At 70.3% G+C, this 17383-nt stretch carries 17 protein-coding genes; 9 read left to right on the plus strand and 8 right to left on the minus strand.

The genetic code is table 11. From position 1 onward, the window contains the following. Positions 1–148 precede the first annotated feature (148 nt). The 4 genes from SMIR_RS01720 to SMIR_RS01735 are packed head-to-tail and all read right to left on the minus strand — an operon-like array spanning position 149 to position 4163. Positions 149–964, minus strand: a complete 816-nt coding sequence (locus SMIR_RS01720; protein ID WP_168497964.1) for an ABC transporter permease — start codon at positions 962–964, stop codon at positions 149–151. A gap of 10 nt (positions 965–974) precedes the next feature. Beyond that, the gene (locus SMIR_RS01725; RefSeq protein ID WP_168497962.1) at positions 975–1865 is read right to left on the minus strand and encodes an ABC transporter permease; all 891 of its coding nucleotides are present in this window, start codon (positions 1863–1865) and stop codon (positions 975–977) included. Between the two features lie 10 nt (positions 1866–1875). Further along, positions 1876–3096, minus strand: coding sequence for an ABC transporter substrate-binding protein (locus tag SMIR_RS01730; protein WP_211118872.1), 1221 nt, complete (start codon positions 3094–3096; stop codon positions 1876–1878). Between the two features lie 29 nt (positions 3097–3125). Continuing rightward, complete coding sequence (locus SMIR_RS01735; RefSeq protein WP_168497958.1) at positions 3126–4163, minus strand: ABC transporter ATP-binding protein; 1038 nt, start codon at positions 4161–4163, stop codon at positions 3126–3128. 104 nt (positions 4164–4267) lie between these two features. On the opposite strand from SMIR_RS01735, the gene SMIR_RS01740 reads away from it, so the two are divergent. Further along, positions 4268–5104, plus strand: coding sequence for a FadR/GntR family transcriptional regulator (locus SMIR_RS01740; protein ID WP_422664387.1), 837 nt, complete (start codon positions 4268–4270; stop codon positions 5102–5104). After that, a complete protein-coding gene (locus tag SMIR_RS01745; RefSeq protein WP_168497953.1) occupies positions 5061–5840 on the plus strand; it encodes a PDC sensor domain-containing protein in 780 nt (259 codons plus the stop codon). Before SMIR_RS01740 ends, SMIR_RS01745 begins: the two co-directional genes overlap by 44 nt. A 31-nt stretch (positions 5841–5871) precedes the next feature. Here the strand turns inward: SMIR_RS01745 and SMIR_RS01750 are convergent, their stop codons facing one another. Further along, a complete protein-coding gene (locus SMIR_RS01750; RefSeq protein WP_168497951.1) occupies positions 5872–6519 on the minus strand; it encodes an MmyB family transcriptional regulator in 648 nt (215 codons plus the stop codon). Positions 6520–6759: 240 nt separating this feature from the next. Between SMIR_RS01750 and SMIR_RS01755 the strand changes: the two genes are divergently transcribed. From SMIR_RS01755 to SMIR_RS01770, 4 genes are read left to right on the plus strand one after another with little or no spacing between them, the layout of a single operon-like run. Beyond that, positions 6760–7416, plus strand: a complete 657-nt coding sequence (locus SMIR_RS01755; RefSeq protein ID WP_168497949.1) for a helix-turn-helix domain-containing protein — start codon at positions 6760–6762, stop codon at positions 7414–7416. 32 nt (positions 7417–7448) lie between these two features. Continuing rightward, complete coding sequence (locus SMIR_RS01760) at positions 7449–7979, plus strand: toxin-antitoxin system, toxin component (protein WP_101403922.1); 531 nt, start codon at positions 7449–7451, stop codon at positions 7977–7979. Positions 7980–7994: 15 nt separating this feature from the next. Then, complete coding sequence (locus SMIR_RS01765) at positions 7995–9197, plus strand: MAB_1171c family putative transporter (RefSeq protein WP_212726351.1); 1203 nt, start codon at positions 7995–7997, stop codon at positions 9195–9197. Beyond that, positions 9181–10629, plus strand: a complete 1449-nt coding sequence (locus SMIR_RS01770) for an NAD(P)/FAD-dependent oxidoreductase (RefSeq protein ID WP_168497947.1) — start codon at positions 9181–9183, stop codon at positions 10627–10629. Before SMIR_RS01765 ends, SMIR_RS01770 begins: the two co-directional genes overlap by 17 nt. A gap of 46 nt (positions 10630–10675) precedes the next feature. Here the strand turns inward: SMIR_RS01770 and SMIR_RS01775 are convergent, their stop codons facing one another. Continuing rightward, positions 10676–11719: an alpha/beta fold hydrolase gene (locus SMIR_RS01775; protein WP_211118871.1), complete on the minus strand. Its 1044-nt coding sequence runs from the start codon at positions 11717–11719 to the stop codon at positions 10676–10678. A 239-nt stretch (positions 11720–11958) separates the two neighbouring features. Here SMIR_RS01775 and SMIR_RS01780 point away from each other — a divergent pair, with 239 nt between their 5' ends. Beyond that, positions 11959–12201, plus strand: coding sequence for a hypothetical protein (locus tag SMIR_RS01780; protein ID WP_168497945.1), 243 nt, complete (start codon positions 11959–11961; stop codon positions 12199–12201). Here the strand turns inward: SMIR_RS01780 and SMIR_RS01785 are convergent. After that, entirely contained in the window at positions 12198–12893 is a 696-nt protein-coding gene (locus tag SMIR_RS01785; protein ID WP_168497943.1) for a 4'-phosphopantetheinyl transferase family protein, read from the minus strand. The genes SMIR_RS01780 and SMIR_RS01785 overlap by 4 nt on opposite strands. Further along, entirely contained in the window at positions 12841–13749 is a 909-nt protein-coding gene (locus SMIR_RS01790) for a metallophosphoesterase family protein (RefSeq protein WP_168497940.1), read from the minus strand. Before SMIR_RS01790 ends, SMIR_RS01785 begins: the two co-directional genes overlap by 53 nt. A 288-nt stretch (positions 13750–14037) precedes the next feature. On the opposite strand from SMIR_RS01790, the gene SMIR_RS01795 reads away from it, so the two are divergent. Together SMIR_RS01795 and SMIR_RS01800 are read left to right on the plus strand one after the other, a co-directional pair. Then, positions 14038–15216 carry an ATP-grasp domain-containing protein gene (locus SMIR_RS01795; protein ID WP_168497938.1) on the plus strand — a complete coding sequence of 393 codons (1179 nt, stop codon included), beginning with the start codon at positions 14038–14040 and terminating at the stop codon, positions 15214–15216. A gap of 201 nt (positions 15217–15417) precedes the next feature. Further along, on the plus strand, positions 15418–17118 hold the full coding sequence (locus SMIR_RS01800) for a carbohydrate binding domain-containing protein (RefSeq protein ID WP_249938319.1): 1701 nt from the start codon (positions 15418–15420) through the stop codon (positions 17116–17118). Positions 17119–17383 lie beyond the last annotated feature (265 nt).

Here is a 17383-nt window from a genome sequence, read left to right on the forward strand (position 1 = left end):
GATACGCGCCCTAGTACGATGTTCCTCGAACTGATACTGCGCAGGTCAGAGGCCTTGTCAACTCTCATTTTCAGCGGCGGCCCTCAACGGCACACGTCGAATGCGGGAGTTCGCCGCGTAGCCGGCCCGCACCACCTCCCGCTCCCGTTCACACCCGGCTCCCGGACGCCGTGTCGGCGGACAGCCGCTGGGCCGCGTAGATCGGGAGCACGGAGAGCAGGACGAGCACCGCCGCCACGACGTTCACGACCGGTGCCTGCTGGGGCCGCGTCATGTTGTTGAAGATCCAGATCGGCAGGGTCTCGATGCCGGGCCCGGCCGTGAACGTCGTCACCACGATCTCGTCGAAGGAGAGCGCGAAGGCGAGCAGTCCGCCCGCCAGCAGCGCCGAGCGCACCAGCGGGAAGGTGACGTCGATGAAGGCCCGGAAGGTGTCCGCGCCCAGATCCATCGCCGCTTCCTCGTACGAGCCCGAGGTACGCCGAAGCCTCGCGACGACGTTGTTGAAGACGACCACGATGCAGAAGGTGGCGTGACCGACGATCACGGTGAACAGGCCGAGACCGACGCCAAGTGGCTCAAGTACCGTACTGAACGCCGAGTTGAGCGCGATGCCGGTGACGATGCCGGGCAGCGCGATCGGCAGGACGACCACGAACGAGATGGCGTCGCGGCCGAAGAACCGGTGCCGGGCCACGGCGAAGGCGATCAGCGTGCCCAGCACCAGGGCGATGGCCGTGGCGCCCAGGCCCGCCTTCACCGAGACCCAGAGCGCCGCGCGGGCACCCTCATTCTCCCAGGCGACCGACCACCAGCGGAAGGTGAGTCCGGACGGCGGCCAGCTCGCGCTGCGGTCCGGGTTGAAGGAATTGACCAGGACCAGCGCGAGCGGGACGTAGATGCACGCGAAGCCGACCCCTGCGGCGACGCGGAGCGCGATGCGCGCGGAACGGGAGAGTTGCACGGCGGGCTCCTCAGAGACTGCTCAAGGCGCCCGTGCGGCGCATCGCGAGCAGGTAGAGCACGATGACGACGACGGGGACCGTGCCGAGCGCGGCGGCCATGGGCAGGTTCAGTTCGATGTTGGAGTAGACGAGGTTGCCGATCAGCTGGGTCTTGCCGCCGACGATCTGCACGGTGATGTAGTCCCCGAGGCTGAGCGAGAAGGTGAAGACCGAGCCGGCGGCCACGGACGGCAGCACCATCGGGACCACGACCGAGCGGAAGGTGCGTCCGGGGCGGGCGCCCAAGTCCGCCGACGCGTCGAGCAGGTTGGCGGGCAGCTGTTCCAGTGCCGTGTGGATCGGCAGGATCATGTACGGCAGCCAGAGGTAGGTCAGCGCGATGATCGCCGCGAACAGTCCGAACCCGGGTCCGCTGAGCCCGAAGGGCTTCAATATCCAGTCGGCGAAGCCTCCTTGAGAGAGGATCAACCGCCAGGCGTACACCTTGACGAGGTAACTCGCCCACAGCGGCGTGAGAATGGCGACCACGAGCAACGGCCGCCACTTGGGCTTGGCGATGCGGGCCGTGTAGAAGGCGACCGGGAAGGCGATCACCGCGGACAGAGCGGTGACGGCGAGCGCCACACCGATGCTGCGCAGGATCACCTGCCGGAAGACAGGCGTCGTGATCAGGGCGTGGAAGTTGTCGGTCGACCAGACCTTCACGACCTCGGAGGTGAAGGAGTTGGTCGTCCAGAACGCCGAGACGAACAGCACGGCCAGCGAGCCGAGGTAGAGCACGGCCAGCCACAGCAGCGGTGCGGTGAGCAGCAGGGACAGCCTGAGCCGCGGCCGGCGGTGCAGGGTCCCGGCGAGCCGCCGGACGGGGGACCGTCCGGCGGCCTGCGCGGTGGAGGTCATCGGTTGTCTCTCAGCCCTTGATCTCGGTCCAGGCCTGGACCCACTTCGCGTACGGCACGCACTTCACGTCGGTGCGGCCGTCCAGGCACTGCTCGATGGGCGTGTTCCAGAAGGCGATGTTCTTCCAGTAGCTCTCGTCGGCCGCGTGGAAGGTGTCACAGAAGGACTTGTCGCTGGTCTCGGTGCACGCCTTGGAGTTGGCCGGGGCCTCACCGAAGTACTCGGCGACCTGGGCGTTCACCTTCGGCGAGATGATCCAGTCCATCCATTTGTAGGCGCAGTTGGGGTGCTTGGCCTTGGCGGAGATCATCCAGGTGTCCGACCAGCCCGTGGCGCCTTCCTTGGGCACGAAGGCCTTCACCTTGGCGCCCTCGCCCTGCGCGAGGTTGGCGATGACCTGCCAGGTGGTGCCGACCACGGAGTCACCGCTCTTGAAGGCGGAGATCTCCTTGAGGTAGTCGCTCCAGTACTCCCCCACATTCGCGCTCTGCTTCTTCAGCAGCGCGACGGCCGCGTCGAACTGCTTCTGGTCCAGCGCGTAGGGGTCCTTGATCTTCAACTCAGGCTTGGTCGCCTTCAGATACAGCGCCGCGTCGGCGATGTAGATCGGCGAGTCGTACGCCGTCACGTGCCCCTTGTGCTTCGAGGCGTCCTCGAAGACCGCGGACCAGGAGGTGGGGGCCGGCGTGACCTTCTGTGTGTTGTACATCAGCAGGTTGGCGCCGCGGCCGTGCGGGATGCCGTACATCTTGCCGTCGACGGAGTTCCAGGCCCCGTTCTTCAGGCCGCTGAAGACGTCCTTGTAGTTCGGCACGAGGCTGGTGTTGACCGGGGCCGCGTCGCCGGAGGCTATGAGGCGCAGGGACGCGTCGCCGGACGCGGAGACGGCGTCGTACTGGCCGGTCTTCATCAGCTTGACCATCTCGTCGGAGCTGGCGGCGACCTTGGAGTTGACCTGACAGCCGGTCTGCTTCTCGAAGTCGCCGACCCAGTCGACCTTGGGGTCGTTGGAGCCGTCCTCGACATACCCGGCCCAGGCGACCAGGTTGACCTGGCCCTCGGTCTTGCCCAGCTTCGACTGCGCCTTGAGGTCGGGGGGGTTGAGGCCGGTGGCCGAGGAGGCGCCCGAGTCGGACGACCCGCAGGCGGTCGCGGCGAGGAGCACCGCGACGGCGGTGAACGAGAAAAGAGAGGTGCGGAGGGTTCGGTTGGGGCGCACGACGTACTCCATACGTGATGGGGGACTGAGCGTGGGGGTCGTCAGCGGGGGGCGGGGACCTTGAAGGTGTGACGGTGGTGCCACTGGAGCCGGACCCGGGTGCCGCGATAGGCGGCGACGTCCTCGGAGGAGGTCTCCAGGTTCTGCTGGAGCGCGGTCAGACGTCCGCCCGCGTCGAGGTCCACCAGGAAACGGGTGGCGTCGCCCAGATAGACGACCTCGACGACGGTGCCCGTGGCGGTGGAGTGCTCCGGCTCGTCGGCCTCGGCGGACTCCTTGAGGACCCGGATCTTCTCGGGCCTGATGCTGTACGTGCCCGAGGCGCCCACCACCTGCTGCGCACAGTCGCCTTCGAGCAGGTTGGAGGTGCCGACGAAGCCCGCGACGAAGGGGGTCGCGGGGCGTTCGTAGATCTCGGCCGGGGTGCCGACCTGTTCGATGCGGCCCTGGTTGAAGACGGCGATGCGGTCGCTCATCGTCAGGGCCTCCTCCTGGTCGTGGGTGACGAAGACGAAGGTGATGCCGACCTCGCGCTGGATCGCCTTGAGTTCGACCTGCATCTGCTCGCGCAGCTTGAGGTCGAGGGCGCCGAGCGGTTCGTCGAGCAGCAGCACCCGGGGGCGCCCGACGAGGGCGCGGGCGAGTGCGACGCGCTGACGCTGACCGCCGGAGAGCTGGGAGGGGCGGCGGGCCCCGAAGCCTTCGAGGCGTACGTTCGCGAGCGCTTCGCGGGCCTGTCGGAGCCGCTCGGCCTTGGGCACCTTGCGGACCTTGAGGCCGTACGCGACGTTCTGCTCGACGGTCATGTGCGGGAACAGCGCGTAGTCCTGGAAGACGGTGTGCACGTCCCGCTCGAAGGGGGCCAGCCCGGTGACCTCCTGGCCCGCCAGCTCGATCCGGCCCGCGGTCGGGCTCTCGAAGCCGGCGATCATCCGCAGGACGGTCGTCTTGCCCGAGCCGGACGGGCCGAGCATCGAGAAGAACTCACCGTCGGCGATGTCCAGGTCCACTCCGGCCACGGCGGTCGTCTCACCGAACGCCTTCCGCAGGCCCTGGAGCCGGATCGCTGTTGCCTCCATGGGCGGGAACCTTTCTGGTGCACTGGCGCGTTGACCGGAAAGATATGAAGTCATAGTTCAAAGCTCAAGACCCCCTTAGAGTAAAGGTTGAGTCAACGCACAAGGTGGTGGCCGTGAAGCAGTACGTGAACAACAACGCCGAGGGTGCCCGCAGAGCCGTTTTCACCCCCGTGGACAACCGCGCCCGGGTGGACACGGTCATCCGCAGGCTCAGCGACGCCATCGAGCTCGGCCTGCTCGCCGACGGGGAGCAGCTGCCCGGCGAGATGGAGCTGGCCGGTCAGCTCGGCGTCTCCACGGTCACCCTGCGCGAGGCGCTGATGGCGCTGCGCCAGCAAGGACTGGTCACCACTCGCAGGGGGCGCGGCGGCGGCAGCTTCGTCTCACTCCCCGAGGAGCCCGGCGAGGAGCGGCTCAGGGTGCGGCTGGCCGGCTGGAGCACGGAGGAACTGCGCGATCTGGGCGACCACTGGGCCGCCCTGTCGGGCGCGGCCGCCCAGCTGGCCGCGGAGCGCACGGAGCCGGGCGATCTACGGCAACTGCGGCGCACACTGGATGAGTTGACGTCCGCCGAGGACGCCGCGGCGCGCAGCCGGGTCTACGGCCGGTTTCACGTCGAGCTCGCCGCGGCGGCCCAGTCCGCCCGGCTGACCCGCGAGCAGGTCGCGCTCCAGACGGAGGTGGGGGCACTGTTGTGTCTCGTGCTCGGGGACGACGCATATCGTGAAGAAGTCGCAGACCGTCACCGCTCCGTAATCTCGGCCGTGCAAGATGGAGCCCACGCATCGGCCAGAGCGCTGGCCGAGCGGTGCGTCCAAGCCTCGACGGCACGGCTCATCGCCCTCCGCCTCGCGATGCCGCGCGCCGCGTCCGGTCCCCGTCCGCTGGAGGGCGTCCATGAGCAGGAGCCCCGGTCCGGCCGGCGCCACGGCGACGCTTGACGCGACACCGGAGGCGGCCGTCGCCGCCCAGGTCCGCTCCACCCTTGAGGCCGTGTTCGAGGCGGTTGCCGAGACCCGCGCCGACACCACGGCCCGGCTCACCGGGGTCGCCGCGCAGGGCCGTCGCCCCGCGACCGTCGACCTGGCCGCGCTGCGCCCGGGGCTTCATCTCCGGCTCACCCGGCAGTGGTTGGTGTCGGGCGTCGGATTCGTCGCCGCGCCGGGACTGCTGAGTGACGTACCGGCGTGGCTGGAGTGGTGGCAGACCGGCTCCGACGGAGACGTACGGCCGCTGCTGCTCGACCTCGACCCCGCGCACTCCGCGTACTCCGACTACACGCACTGGGACTGGTTCGCCCTCCCCCGTGACACCGGGCAGCGGGCGGTCGCCGGCCCCTATGTGGACTACCTCTGCTCCGACGAGTACAGCCTGACGCTGTCCGCACCCGTGCAGGTGGAGGGCCGGTTCGTGGGGGTCGCCGCGGCCGACGTGTATCTGCGGCACTTCGAGGCGGCGGTCGTGCCGCTGCTCCAACAGCTGCCCGGGTCCGCCCATTTGGTGAACGGGCGCGGGCGGGTGGCCGCGTCCGCCGATCCGGCGCATCTGGCCGGATCGCTCACCAAGGGCCCGGACTTCGGGGCCGTACTGGCAGGGGCGCGGACCGCGCGCCACGACGGGATGCGGCTGATCCCGTGCGACGGAGTGCCCCTCGTGCTCGTAGTACTGGACCCCTGAGCGAGCCCACACCCTGGACCGCCGAGCGGGCTCACACCACGCGGAGCTCCGCCGCGCCGTTGCGTGTCCTGCGCGGTCCGGCCGTCATGTGCCGTGCCTCGCGCAGGACCAGGGTCATCCGCGTATATCCCATGTCCTGAAGGGTCTTGGGGGTCTCGCCGACGATCCGGCAGTCCATGCGGCCCCAGCGGGGATCGGGGTGCACCAGCGGCCGTACGGCGCCGTCGTGCTCGACGGCGTCCGGGCCGACGGCGCGGATCCAGTGCGGCAGGCCCTGCCGGTAGGCGGCCTCCATGATCGGGTCCTGGGCGATGTCCCGGCGGACCGACTGGAGTCCGCGGTCCTGACCGTGGCGCTCCACCGCCGCGGCGAACTGGGCCAGCAGCGGCAGGCACCAGCTCGACTCGTGCTCACCGAGGACCGTGGCCGCGTCCGGGTGAAAGAGGACGAACCGGAGGAAGTTGTCACCCGGCATGGCGGTCGGATGAGGGCCTACGCCACTGAAAAGTGTCTCGAACGCGGCGTTGGCCAACACGACGTCCCAGCGGTGGTCGAAGACGACGGACGGGAACGCAACGGCCTCCAGAAGAGTGGCGTAGTCCTGGAGATACGCCTGAGCCTCGAGACTCTCGGGGACAGGTCGCGGCTGAGACCGCTGCCATCCTGCCTGGTACGCCATCGGGAGGTCACCCCTCTTGCCTCTGCGGCCTTCACGCGGCGCCCCGATCCTGCTGCCCGGAGCTCAGCCATGTCAACTATCGTGGCATTTGGCGCTTGTTGACAGCTGATTCGCGCCACAGTTGTGGCGACCGCTGGATGTGAGTTCGAGCGAGCGGCTAGTCTCCCGTTGGTCCCTGACCCTTGTGAGAGGGACCTGACAGACCTGAGCGAGACTGAGAGAGACGTAGGAGATCAGTCGGTGACGGATGGCTTCGAAGTTCCGGGCGCCACGGCGACGGTTCTGCTGCCGGCCGTCGTGGCCCGGGTCACCGCACTCGCCGACCGGCTCGATGTGCAGCACTCCGAGGTTTTCGACGTCCAGCGCCTGTCGGCCGAGTCCGGCGTCCCCCAACCCGTGGTGCGGGCCCTGCTGAGCGGTCGCCCCGCCGGGGAGCCCGATCTGCAGGCCCGCTTCCTCCAGCGCCTGGACCTGTTGCGCCGCACCCGGCTCAAGCCCAATGGGCGCAAATACACCCAACAGGAGATCGCCGACGGCGCCGGGATGTCGCGTCAACAGGCGGGCGCCCTCATCAACGGCGACCGGCGCCCCACCATGGAGCACTGCGACGCCATCCAGCGCTTCTTCCGGGTGCATGCGGGGTTCCTGACGGCCGAGGACTCCGAGGCGCTCGTGGGTGCCCTGCAGCGCTCGGAGCAGGAGCTGCTGCAACAGCTCGCCGACCGTGAGCGCGAGGCGGCCGCGGCCGCCGACGACCCGTTGGAACGGCTGCTCCAGGACCACGGTGTCCGCGGAATCGCCTGGCGGGCTGCGCAGTTGCCCACCGACCAGCACCGCGACAAGGTCGCCGAGTGGCTGGACATGCTCTTGGAGAGCGTCAAGCGGCCCGAGTCGTGATCCGGGGGAGAACTGTGGGCATCGGAAGGGACATGCGCCGCCTGTGCGGCGAGTTGGTCGCGGAGCTCTCGCTCCCGGCACCGGCGGAACCCGCCGACCTGTACGCCGCCCTGTGCGACGCCATGAGCAGACGCCGCGGCCGTCCCGTCCAGTTCCGCACGGCCGCGTTCCCGCCCGGCACAGCCAGCGGGCTGTGGCTCGACATGGCCGACCAGGACCTCGTCGTCATCGAGGAACGCACCGCCCCCGACCACCAGTTGGTGATCCTCGGCCACGAGCTGTGGCACATGAAGGCCGGGCACTGCAGTCACCACGTCGAGGGCGCCGCCGTCGCGGCCCGCTTACTCAGCGACACCGCCGATCTGCAGGCGACCGTCCTGAGGGTCGCCGCGCGCACCCGCTTCGACCTCGCGGACGAGAAGGAAGCCGAGAGCTTCGGCCTGCTGCTCGCCAGCAAGTGCCGTACCTGGCTGGCCGGTTCGCCACTGCGCGGGCCGGTGAGCCGGGACGGTCTGGCCGGCCGCATCGAGGCGTCCCTGGGGTACCGCGGACCGCAGGGCTGAGGCGCCTTCCCGGACATGGACGGATCCAGCTACTACGTCCCGGCCGTCGCCATGGGCGTCGCCCTCGCCGTCAAGGCGCCCACCCTGATCCGCGGCTGGCGCGACCCGCTGCTGCGGTCGGTGGGCATCCTGCTGGCGCTGGCCTGTCTGGTGTTCCTCTTCGCTGCTCCGCCGACCATCGCCGAGGTCAATGACATCACCGGTATCCCCAACGTCTCGGCGCCCCTGGTCTACTGCCTGCTGAGCGTCTTCAGCGCGTCCTGTCTGGTGCTGATCATCCACTGGCGCGGCGGACCCCCCGAGGTCACCCGCCGGCTCTCCCGCCGCTGGATCACCGGGTACGGCGTCGTCAGCGTGGCGCTGGTCGTGCTCTACCTGCTCGGGGACTGCCCCGAGGAGCGCCTGCGGGACCTCGACACCTACTACGCGAACACCCCGTTCATCCGCGAGATGATCGTCCTCTACCTCGTGGCGCTGACCGTCGCGGGCGTCGCGATGAACGTCATGTGCTGGCGCTGGGCCCTTCAGGTGGACGGCTGGCTGCGCGCCGGGCTGCTGACGATCGCGGTCGGCTTCCTCTTCAACGTCCCCTACGCGGCGACCAAGTTCATCGCCGTGGTGGCCCGCTGGAACGGCGCGAACCTGGACGGTCTGAGCACCGACGTGGCCCCTGTACTGGCCTCCGTCGGAGCCCAGGTCAGCGCGGTCGGCTTCCTGCTCCCGCTGGCCTGCCAGCGCATCGGGGACAGCTGGACCACCTGGTCGACGTACCGCCGGCTCGGGCCGCTGTGGCGCGAGCTGAGGACGGTCTCGGCACACGCGGACCACGCGGTGCGGATCTCCTGGTGGTCCTCCGCCGAACTCCAGGTCACCCAGCGCGAGTCCGACATCCACGACGGCATGCTCAGCCTGTACCCCTACTTCGACTCCGAGGTACGCTCCCTCGCCTACGACGCGGCCGTGACGGCGGGCTCCGAGCCCGCCCAGGCTCAGGCCGAGGCCGACGCGGCGATGGTGACGGCGGCGGTGCGGGCCAGGGCGGCCGACCCGGAGGGCAGGGTCATCAGCGCGGCGGAGGCAGCCCCCGCCGCTTCCGCCGAGGGTCCACGCGACCTCGTACGGATGTCGATGGCCCTGCGTCAGTCACCCGTCGTCGCGGCCGTCAAAGGACGGGCCGCGACCAGGTCAGAGAGCGACTTTCATGAGCAATCCCGCTAACGCGGCAGCAGGCGACAGAGCTACGGCCCCCCGTCGGGCCGTCGTCATCGGCGCGGGGACGGCCGGTCTACTGGCCGCCGCCGCCCTGGACCCGTACGCCGAGGTCACCGTCGTCGAGCGCGACGTCCTGCCGGACGGGCCCGCGCCGCGCAAGGGCCTCCCGCAGGCCCGGCACGCCCATCTGCTGTTGTCCGGCGGCGCCCGTGCGATGGAGGAGCTGCTGCCGGGGGTGACCGTCGCCTGGCTCGCCGCGGGCGCCCGCCGGATCCCGCTGCCCACCGGATTCGTCTCGCTGACGGCGCAGGGCTGGCTGCGGCGCTGGCCCGAGATGGAGTTCATGATCTCGTGCAGTCGTGATCTGCTCGACTCGGTCCTGCGCGACCAGGTCGCCACGAAGGACCGGGTGACCGTCGTGGACGGCACGGAACTGCTCGGTCTGGAGGGCGACGCCTCCCGGGTGACGGGCGTGCGCGTGCGGACCCGCGACGGTGAGCAACGGGTGCTGCCTGCCGACCTGGTGGTGGACGCCTCGGGGCGCGGCTCGCGCTCCACCCTCTGGCTCGACGCGCTGGGCGTCGCACCTGCGCCGCTGGACGAGGTCGACTCCGGACTCACCTACGCCAGTCGGATCTTCCGGGCACCGGCGGGCACCGAGGACTACCCCGTGGTCGGTGTACAGCCCGACCCGGCGCAGCCCGTGCCGGGCCGGTCCGCGACGATCGTGCCCGTCGAGGGCGGGCGCTGGCTGGTGACGCTGTCGGGCACCCGCGACGGACAGCCGACCGACTCCGCCGAGGAGTTCGAGCCGTTCGCTCGCGGTCTGCGCCACCCCGTGGTGGGCGAGCTGATCGCGCACGCGCAGCCGCTGACGGACGTCACCATCAGCCGCAGCACGATCAACCGGCGGCGCTTCTTCGAAAAGGTCAAGGGCTGGCCGGAGGGGTTCGTCGCGCTCGGCGACGCCGTCGCCACCTACAACCCGGTCTACGGGCACGGCATGGCGGTGGCCGCGCAGGGCGCGCTGGCGCTGCGCGGGCAGCTCGCCGAGCACGGGATCGCGACGCCGGGGCTCGCGCGGCGGGTGCAGCGAGCGGTGGCGCTTCCGGTGACGATCGCCTGGGATCTGGCCACGGGCACGGACATCCGCTACCCGGGCGCGATCGGCGAGCAGCCCGGGGCCACGCGGAAGTTGCTGGGGCGCTATGTCGAACGGCTCCTGCGGACGGCGGCGGGACGCCCCCTGGTCGCCGAGGCGTTCCTGGCCGTGTTCACCCTCTCCGCGCCCCTGTCCGCGCTGGTCGGACCGAAGGTCGTCTTCGCCGTACTGCGGGGCCCACGCCGCCCTCCCCTGACCGCCCCGCCCCTCACGGCCGAGGAACGGGAAGCGGTTCTGAGTGCCCGGGAGCCGTCGGGAACGCGGGCGGTCGGCTGAGCGGAGGGCGGCATCCGGCGGCGCCGGGCACCCTCGGCGGCGGGTGTCAGGTCGCGCTGCGTTCGCTCGCCTCGCGCAGGTCTCGCTCCACCGCCCGGTTGTGGGCGGTGTCGGGCCGGCCGGCCGTCGTGCCGGGGCGGCCCGCGCGCAGCAGTTCGCGCCAGTGCTCGCGGCTCCAGTCGGCCGGGCTGGTGTTGCTGGTGAACTCCTCGACGAGGTCGAGGAAACGGCCCGGGTCACTGTGGAACGGGAAGTGGCCCGCGCCCTCGAAGATCTCCAGCCGGCTGCCCGGCATGGCCTGGTGCGCGCCGTACGCGTGCCGCACCGGCACCACGCTGTCCCGGTCGCCCCAGAGCAGCATCGTGGGCATGCCCTCGGTCAGATAGCAGCGGTCGAGCATGGTCACCGCCTGCCCGCGCCAGTCGACGACCGCCCGCAGGGTGCGGATGAACGCGCTGCGGGAGGTCGCGTCGGGCAGCGCGTCGACGAGGTTGAGCAACTCCGGTGCGTCCTGGCCCAGATCGGTGTCCAGGAGCCTCATCAGACGCAGGAACAGCCCGACTTGGAGCCGCATGCCGGGCAGCCGCAGCGTGGAGAGCATGAGGTGGGCGCCCGGCAGCGAGACGGCCCGCAGTACGGGGTTGACCTCGCCGCCGACGCCGCCCGCGCTGACCAGGATCAGCCGTTCGGTGCGCTCCGGGAACTGGTAGGCGAACTGCATCGCGACACCACCGCCGAGCGAGTGTCCGACCAGGGTGGCGGACTCGATGTCGAGCGTGGTGAGCAGATCACGGACCCCGTTGGCGTACGCGGCCACCGAGTAGTCGGCGCGCGGCTTGTCGGAGGAGCCGTGGCCGAGCAGGTCCGGCGCGATCACCGTGTGCGAGCGGGCGAGGTCGGGGATCAGGTCGGCCCAGGTCGCCGAGGAGTCGCCGATGCCGTGGATCAGGACGAGCGCGGGGCCCTCACCGGCCACGCGGTAGGCACGACGGTAGCCGTGCACGACACGGTGCTGCAGACGCAGCTCCGCGCCACCCACCGAGCGCAGCCGCGGATTGCGCCGCGGACGCCGAGGCGGTACGTCGACCACGGGCTCACCTCCTGTTCCGGGCCGCCGTGAAAGCGGCTTCCCCGCCGCCGAGAAGGCGCTTCCCGGCTCTTCTCACCACCCTAGGGCCCCTGTCCCACAAGGGATTTCCGTGAGGTTTCGCCTCCGCTAAGCGGGCGAACCTCCACGCATCGAAACGGCATTGTCAGTGGCGGTTGGCAAGCTGGAGGCACGTACCGCCATGTACCGCTTCGACCAGCCGACCCGGGGAGAGCCGTCCGATGCCGACCGCCGTACTGACCGACCACGAACGCGCCGCCGTGCAGGCCTATCTGCGTCTCCTTCAGACCGTACGAGCGGCGTTCGACGGTCCGCCGGACGGGTGTCGACCACCCGTGGTGCCGCCCGCCGCACTCGCCGAGGCGGAGCAGGCGCTGGCGGCGGCCGGGCTCGCGGGCAACGAGGAGGAGTTCTTCCGGCTGCTGCACAGCTGGTGCCCGGAGCCCGGAGGCCGCCTTGCCTAGGCCGCGTCGGCCCCGGTGTGCGGGACGGTGACGGCCGTGGCCAGCAGGCCTCGTCGCACGGTCCAGCGTCCTTCGAAGGACTGTATGCGTCGCCCGTCCACCAGCGGTCCCGGCACGAGGAGTTCGGCGCGCAGGCCGCCGGAGCGTATGGGGCCGTCGTCCGCGAAGAGTTCGATGTCCGCTTCGAAGAAGTCCAGCCACTTTCCGGTGAGGGGGTACCACGCCTTGTAGACGGACTCCTTGGCGCTGAAAAGCAGCCGGTCCCAGTGCACGGAGGCGTCCCGCCGCGCCAGCTCGCGCAGCCGGTCGTTCTCCGTGGACAGGGCCACGGAGGCGATGACGTCGTCGGGGAGTTCCTCGTGGGGTTCGGCGTCGATGCCCAGGGAGGCCAGGTCGGTGGCGCGGACGAGGGAGGCGGCGCAGTAGCCCTCGCAGTGCGTCATGCTGCCGATCAGCCCGTCGGGCCAGACGGGCGCCCCGTGCTCGCCGCGCAGGACGGCCTGCGCGGGCACGCCGAGCTTCTCCATGGCCCGGCGGGCGCAGGCGCGCACGGCAGCGAACTCACGGCGCCGCTTCTCCACGGACCGCGCCACGAGTTGCTGCTCCCCGGGGTACAGCGGCGCGCCCCAGTCCTGGTCGTCACCGTGTGTCTCCACGGTCACGACCGATTCCGGGAGCAGCTCCTCGATCACCGGTTCCGACCTCCATCGGCAGAATGTGGCGCAGGGTGTCCGGCGGGTCGGGGCGGGGCCGCCACTCCCGGGGGTATCCCACCGAGACCTCTTCGAAGCGGACGCCCTCGTGGTGGGTGGTCCGCGGGATGTGCAGATGACCGTAGACCATGACCTGGGCGCGGAAGCGGCGGTGCCAGTCGGCGGTCAGCCGGGTGCCGCACCACATGGCGAACTCGGGGTAGCGCAGGACGTCGGTCGGGTGGCGGTCCAGGGGGTAGTGGTTGACCAGGACGGTGGGCAGGTCCTCGGGCAGCTCGGCGAGCCTGCGCTCGGTCTCGGCGACCCGGGCCCGGCACCAGGCCTCGCGGCTCGGGTAGGGGTCGGGGTGCAGGACGTGCTCGTCGGTGCAGATCACCCCGGTCCCCTCGGCGTACGCCAGGCCCTCGTCCTTGGTCGCGCAGCCCGGCGGCAGGAACGAGTAGTCGTAGAGCAGGAAGAGCGGTGCGACGACCGCGGGGCCGCCCGGCCCTTCCCAGACGGGGTAGGGGTCCTCGGGGGTCGTGACACCCAACTCCCGGCACATGGCGACGAGATGCTCGTAGCGGGCGACACCGCGCAGCTGCACGGTGTCCTTGGGATGGGTCCACAGCTCGTGGTTGCCGGGCGCCCAGACGACCTTGCGGAAGCGTCCGCTGAGGGTTTCGAGGGCCCACTGGATGTCGGCCACGGTCTCCGAGACGTCACCGGCCACCAGGAGCCAGTCGTCGTCGGTGTGCGGGCGCATCTTCTCGACCAGGGCGCGGTTCTCCGCGTACCCGATGTGCAGGTCGCTGATGGCCAGCAGGTTTCCGTGTCCGCCGGCCGTCGACCGCACCCTCGCCACCTCCGAGAAAAGGACTGGAAACACAAGAACACATTCGTCCCCGCGGGACAAGGACGGCCCGCGCGCCGGGCCTCGCGCCCCGGCGCGTCGGGCCGGATTCCGGGGTCTCGGGAAATCCGTAACACGCCCGTAGCGTCACACCGGGCTCGCGCCCCTTATGATCGCCCCAACACAACCGCCACGAACCCTTCTCGGCGTATGGCGGTTTGCTGTTCCTCCCTCTCCCCTGGCCGGGCACGGCCTGCTCCGCCGTGCCCGGAACCCTGAAAGGCGGCCTGCATGGGTTCTCGCGTACGCGTCTGGCTCAACCGCACGTACGCGGAGAACGTGTTCTTCATGGACCAGCTGCGAAGTAATCCGCAGCTCCGCCCGGTCGAGATCCATGCCACCCACGGCGATCCCGACTCCCCTGTACTGGCCGCCGCCGACACCGCCGCCATGGAGCCGGAAGGCCTCTCCCCCGCCGCCTACGTCGAGTACGCCCTCGACCAGTGCGCGCGCCACTCCATCGACGTGTTCGTGCCGGTCCTGCAGCAGGCGGCGATCGTGGCGCACCGCGCCGAGTTCGCGGCGCTCGGTACGGCCCTGCTGGCGCCGCCCTCCGAGGCCGTGGCCGTCTTCCTGGACAAGGCCACCGCGTACCAGGCGGTGCAGGCGGTGGGCGTGCCGGTGCCGCCGTGGTGGCGGGTGCGCACCGAGGAGGAGCTCGTCGCCGCGGTCGAGACGCTGGAGGCCGAAGGTCACAAGGCCTGCTTCAAGCCGGCGGCGGGGGCGGGCGGAGTGGGCTTCCGCGTCATCACACGCGCCCCCTTCTCGCTCGCTCACCTCAATGGATTTCCGAGCCCGTACGTGCCGCTCGACCTGGTCGTGGAGGCACTGCGGTCGGCGGACGAGCCCGTCGACTGGCTGGTCATGCCCCTTCTGGGGCAGCCGGAGGTGTCCGTCGACTGCCTCACGGCGCCGGACGGCCGGGTCCGTATGGCGGTGGGCCGCACCAAGAACGGACGGCGTCGCGGTTTCACGCTGCACCCTTCGTTCATCGAGCCCGCGCGGCTGCTCGCGGAGGCGTTCGGACTGCACTATCTGACGAACATTCAGTTCCGCATGCTCGGTGACGACCCGGTCCTCATGGACGTCAACACCCGCCCGGCGGGCGGTCTGCACCAGCTCTCGCAGTGCGGCATCAACGCCCCTTGGGCAGCGGTGCAGTTGGCACTCGGCGAGGAGACGGGCGAGATGGTGCCGCCGCTGCTCGGACAGGACTACACCGTGCTCGCGGGCCCCCGTCCGGTGCGTCCGGTCTCGCTGCCGCACCAGCGCACCGACGCGCCCGCGCCCGCCCTGCCCGCCGTGCCCGCCCCGGCCCCCGCGACGGAGGGCGCTCCGGTGCCGGAGTCCGCGCCCACCCATGCGTCCAAGGCCTCCAACGCGACCACGGCCGCCATCGCGCCCGCCTGAGCCCTACGCCCCGGCCTCCACTCCTCGCCTCTCACTCTTCACCTCTCGCCCCTCGCCCTTCACCTCTCACCACCCGCTCACCGGTCTGGACCAATTCCGCGCAACGCCTTGACAGTGGGATTGGTCCATACCAACTTGGTTGCGCACCTCTCAGCACTCCTGAAGCACTCCCGAACACCCCCATGCCTCAAGGGAGATCGCGTGCGCATCAACCTCAGAACAGACCTCAGGCGTTCCAGACATCGCGTCCTCGCGCTGCTCGGCACCGCCGCCCTGGCGCTGGCCGGGGCGGTCGCGCTGCCCACCACGGCCCAGGCGGCCAACATCCTGTCCAACCCCGGCTTCGAGTCGGGCAGCCTCTCCCCCTGGTCGTGCACCGGAAACCTCGGCTCGGTCGTCTCCAGCCCCGTACACGGCGGCTCCAAGGCCCTTGCCGGGGCGGTGAGTTCGAGTGACAACGCCCAGTGCAGCCAGACCGTCTCGGTCCAGCCGAACACCACGTACAGCCTCTCGGGCTGGGTGCGCGGCAGTTACGTCTACCTGGGTGTGGACGGCGGTGCCTCGACGTGGACGACGTCCCCGTCGGCGTACAGCCAGCTCAGCGTCTCCTTCACTACCGGCGCCTCGCAGACCAGCGCCAAGATCTACGTCCACGGCTGGTACGCGCAGGGCACCTACTACGCCGACGACATCAGCCTGGACGGTCCGGGCGGCGGCGGAGGCGGCTCCGACACCCAGGCGCCGACCGCGCCGACGAACCTGACCTCCACCGGCAAGACCTCCTCCAGCGTGTCCCTGTCGTGGGGCGCGTCGAGCGACAACGTGGGCGTCACCGCGTACGACATCTACAGCGGCTCGAACCAGGTGCTGAGCGTGTCGGGGACGAGCGCGACGGTCAGCGGTCTCGCGTCGAGCACCGCCTACACGTTCACGGTGAAGGCGCGGGACGCGGCCGGGAACACCTCCGGGGCCTCCAACTCCGTGTCCGTGACCACGGACGCGGGCGGTGGTGGCGGCACCGGCTTCAAGCAGGCGGCACCGTACCTCTACCTCGGCTGGGGCGACCCGCCGAGCGCGACCTCGGTGATGAGCTCGACCGGCGTCAAGTGGTTCACGATGGCGTTCATGCTGGACTCGGGCGGCTGCAACCCCGCCTGGGACGGCAGCAGGGCGCTGACCGGTGGCAACGACCAGACCGTCATCAACCAGATCCGCTCCGCCGGCGGTGACGTCGTCCCGTCGTTCGGCGGCTGGCAGGGCAGCAAGCTCGGGGCCAACTGCTCCTCGGCGAGCGCGCTCGCCGGTGCGCTGCAGAAGGTCATCGACGCCTACGGCCTCAAGGCGATCGACATGGACATCGAGAACACGGACGAGTTCGAGAACGAGGCCGTCCAGGCCAAGATCCTGACCGCGCTGAAGACCGTCAAGGCCAACAATCCGGGCCTCAGGACGATCGTCACCTTCGGCACCTCGACGACCGGCCCGACCTACTACGGCAACCGGCTCATCGAGCAGGCGCAGTCGCTGAACGCGGGCATCGACGTCTTCACGATCATGCCGTTCGACTTCGGCGGCGGCTCCGACATGTACGGCAACACCGTCAATGCCGCCGAGGGGCTGAAGGCCAAGCTGAAGTCCACCTTCGGCTGGGACGACGCCACGGCCTACTCCCACATCGGCATCTCCGGCATGAACGGTCTGTCCGACCAGCAGGAGAACACCACCCCGGCGATCTGGACCCAGATCCGCGACTGGGCGAACTCCCACCACATCGCCCGTCTCGCCTACTGGGCGGTCAACCGTGACCGGCCCTGTCCCGGCGGCGGTGTGGTGAGCAACTGCTCCGGCATCAGCCAGAACAACTGGCAGTTCACCTCCATCACGGCCGGGTTCACCGGCTGACGCTCCCGGCGTGGGGGTATCCGGCCGTCAGACGGTCGGGTACCCCCACGTGTCGCTCCAGTCGCCGGGAGGCGCAGCAGCACGATTTGACGCCCTCTCCTGCCCGGGGGCAGGAGATTCCGGTCCGTACCGCTACGCGGTACCACCTTGGGTTCCTGTTTCACGGGCCCTGCCGACTGGTGAGGGTCGGTCTTACAAGGCCTCCGCAGGCCTGACTTCCCGCCCGTCCGGCGGTAGGTCCGACACCTCGGTGTCGGACACGACG

Origin of the sequence: Streptomyces mirabilis (genome assembly GCF_018310535.1) — a bacterium.
Lineage (GTDB): Bacteria > Actinomycetota > Actinomycetes > Streptomycetales > Streptomycetaceae > Streptomyces.

Excerpts from the sequence above, each read along its gene's own strand:
- SMIR_RS01725 (WP_168497962.1), bottom strand. The coding sequence starts at position 1,865 with ATGACCTCCACCGCGCAGGCCGCCGGACGGTCCCCCGTCCGGCGGCTC.
- SMIR_RS01730 (WP_211118872.1), bottom strand. The coding sequence starts at position 3,096 with ATGGAGTACGTCGTGCGCCCCAACCGAACCCTCCGCACCTCTCTTTTC.
- SMIR_RS01735 (WP_168497958.1), bottom strand. The coding sequence starts at position 4,163 with ATGGAGGCAACAGCGATCCGGCTCCAGGGCCTGCGGAAGGCGTTCGGT.
- SMIR_RS01745 (WP_168497953.1), top strand. The coding sequence starts at position 5,061 with ATGAGCAGGAGCCCCGGTCCGGCCGGCGCCACGGCGACGCTTGACGCG.
- SMIR_RS01750 (WP_168497951.1), bottom strand. The coding sequence starts at position 6,519 with ATGGCGTACCAGGCAGGATGGCAGCGGTCTCAGCCGCGACCTGTCCCC.
- SMIR_RS01760 (WP_101403922.1), top strand. The coding sequence starts at position 7,449 with ATGCGCCGCCTGTGCGGCGAGTTGGTCGCGGAGCTCTCGCTCCCGGCA.
- SMIR_RS01765 (WP_212726351.1), top strand. The coding sequence starts at position 7,995 with ATGGACGGATCCAGCTACTACGTCCCGGCCGTCGCCATGGGCGTCGCC.
- SMIR_RS01770 (WP_168497947.1), top strand. The coding sequence starts at position 9,181 with ATGAGCAATCCCGCTAACGCGGCAGCAGGCGACAGAGCTACGGCCCCC.
- SMIR_RS01780 (WP_168497945.1), top strand. The coding sequence starts at position 11,959 with ATGCCGACCGCCGTACTGACCGACCACGAACGCGCCGCCGTGCAGGCC.
- SMIR_RS01795 (WP_168497938.1), top strand. The coding sequence starts at position 14,038 with ATGGGTTCTCGCGTACGCGTCTGGCTCAACCGCACGTACGCGGAGAAC.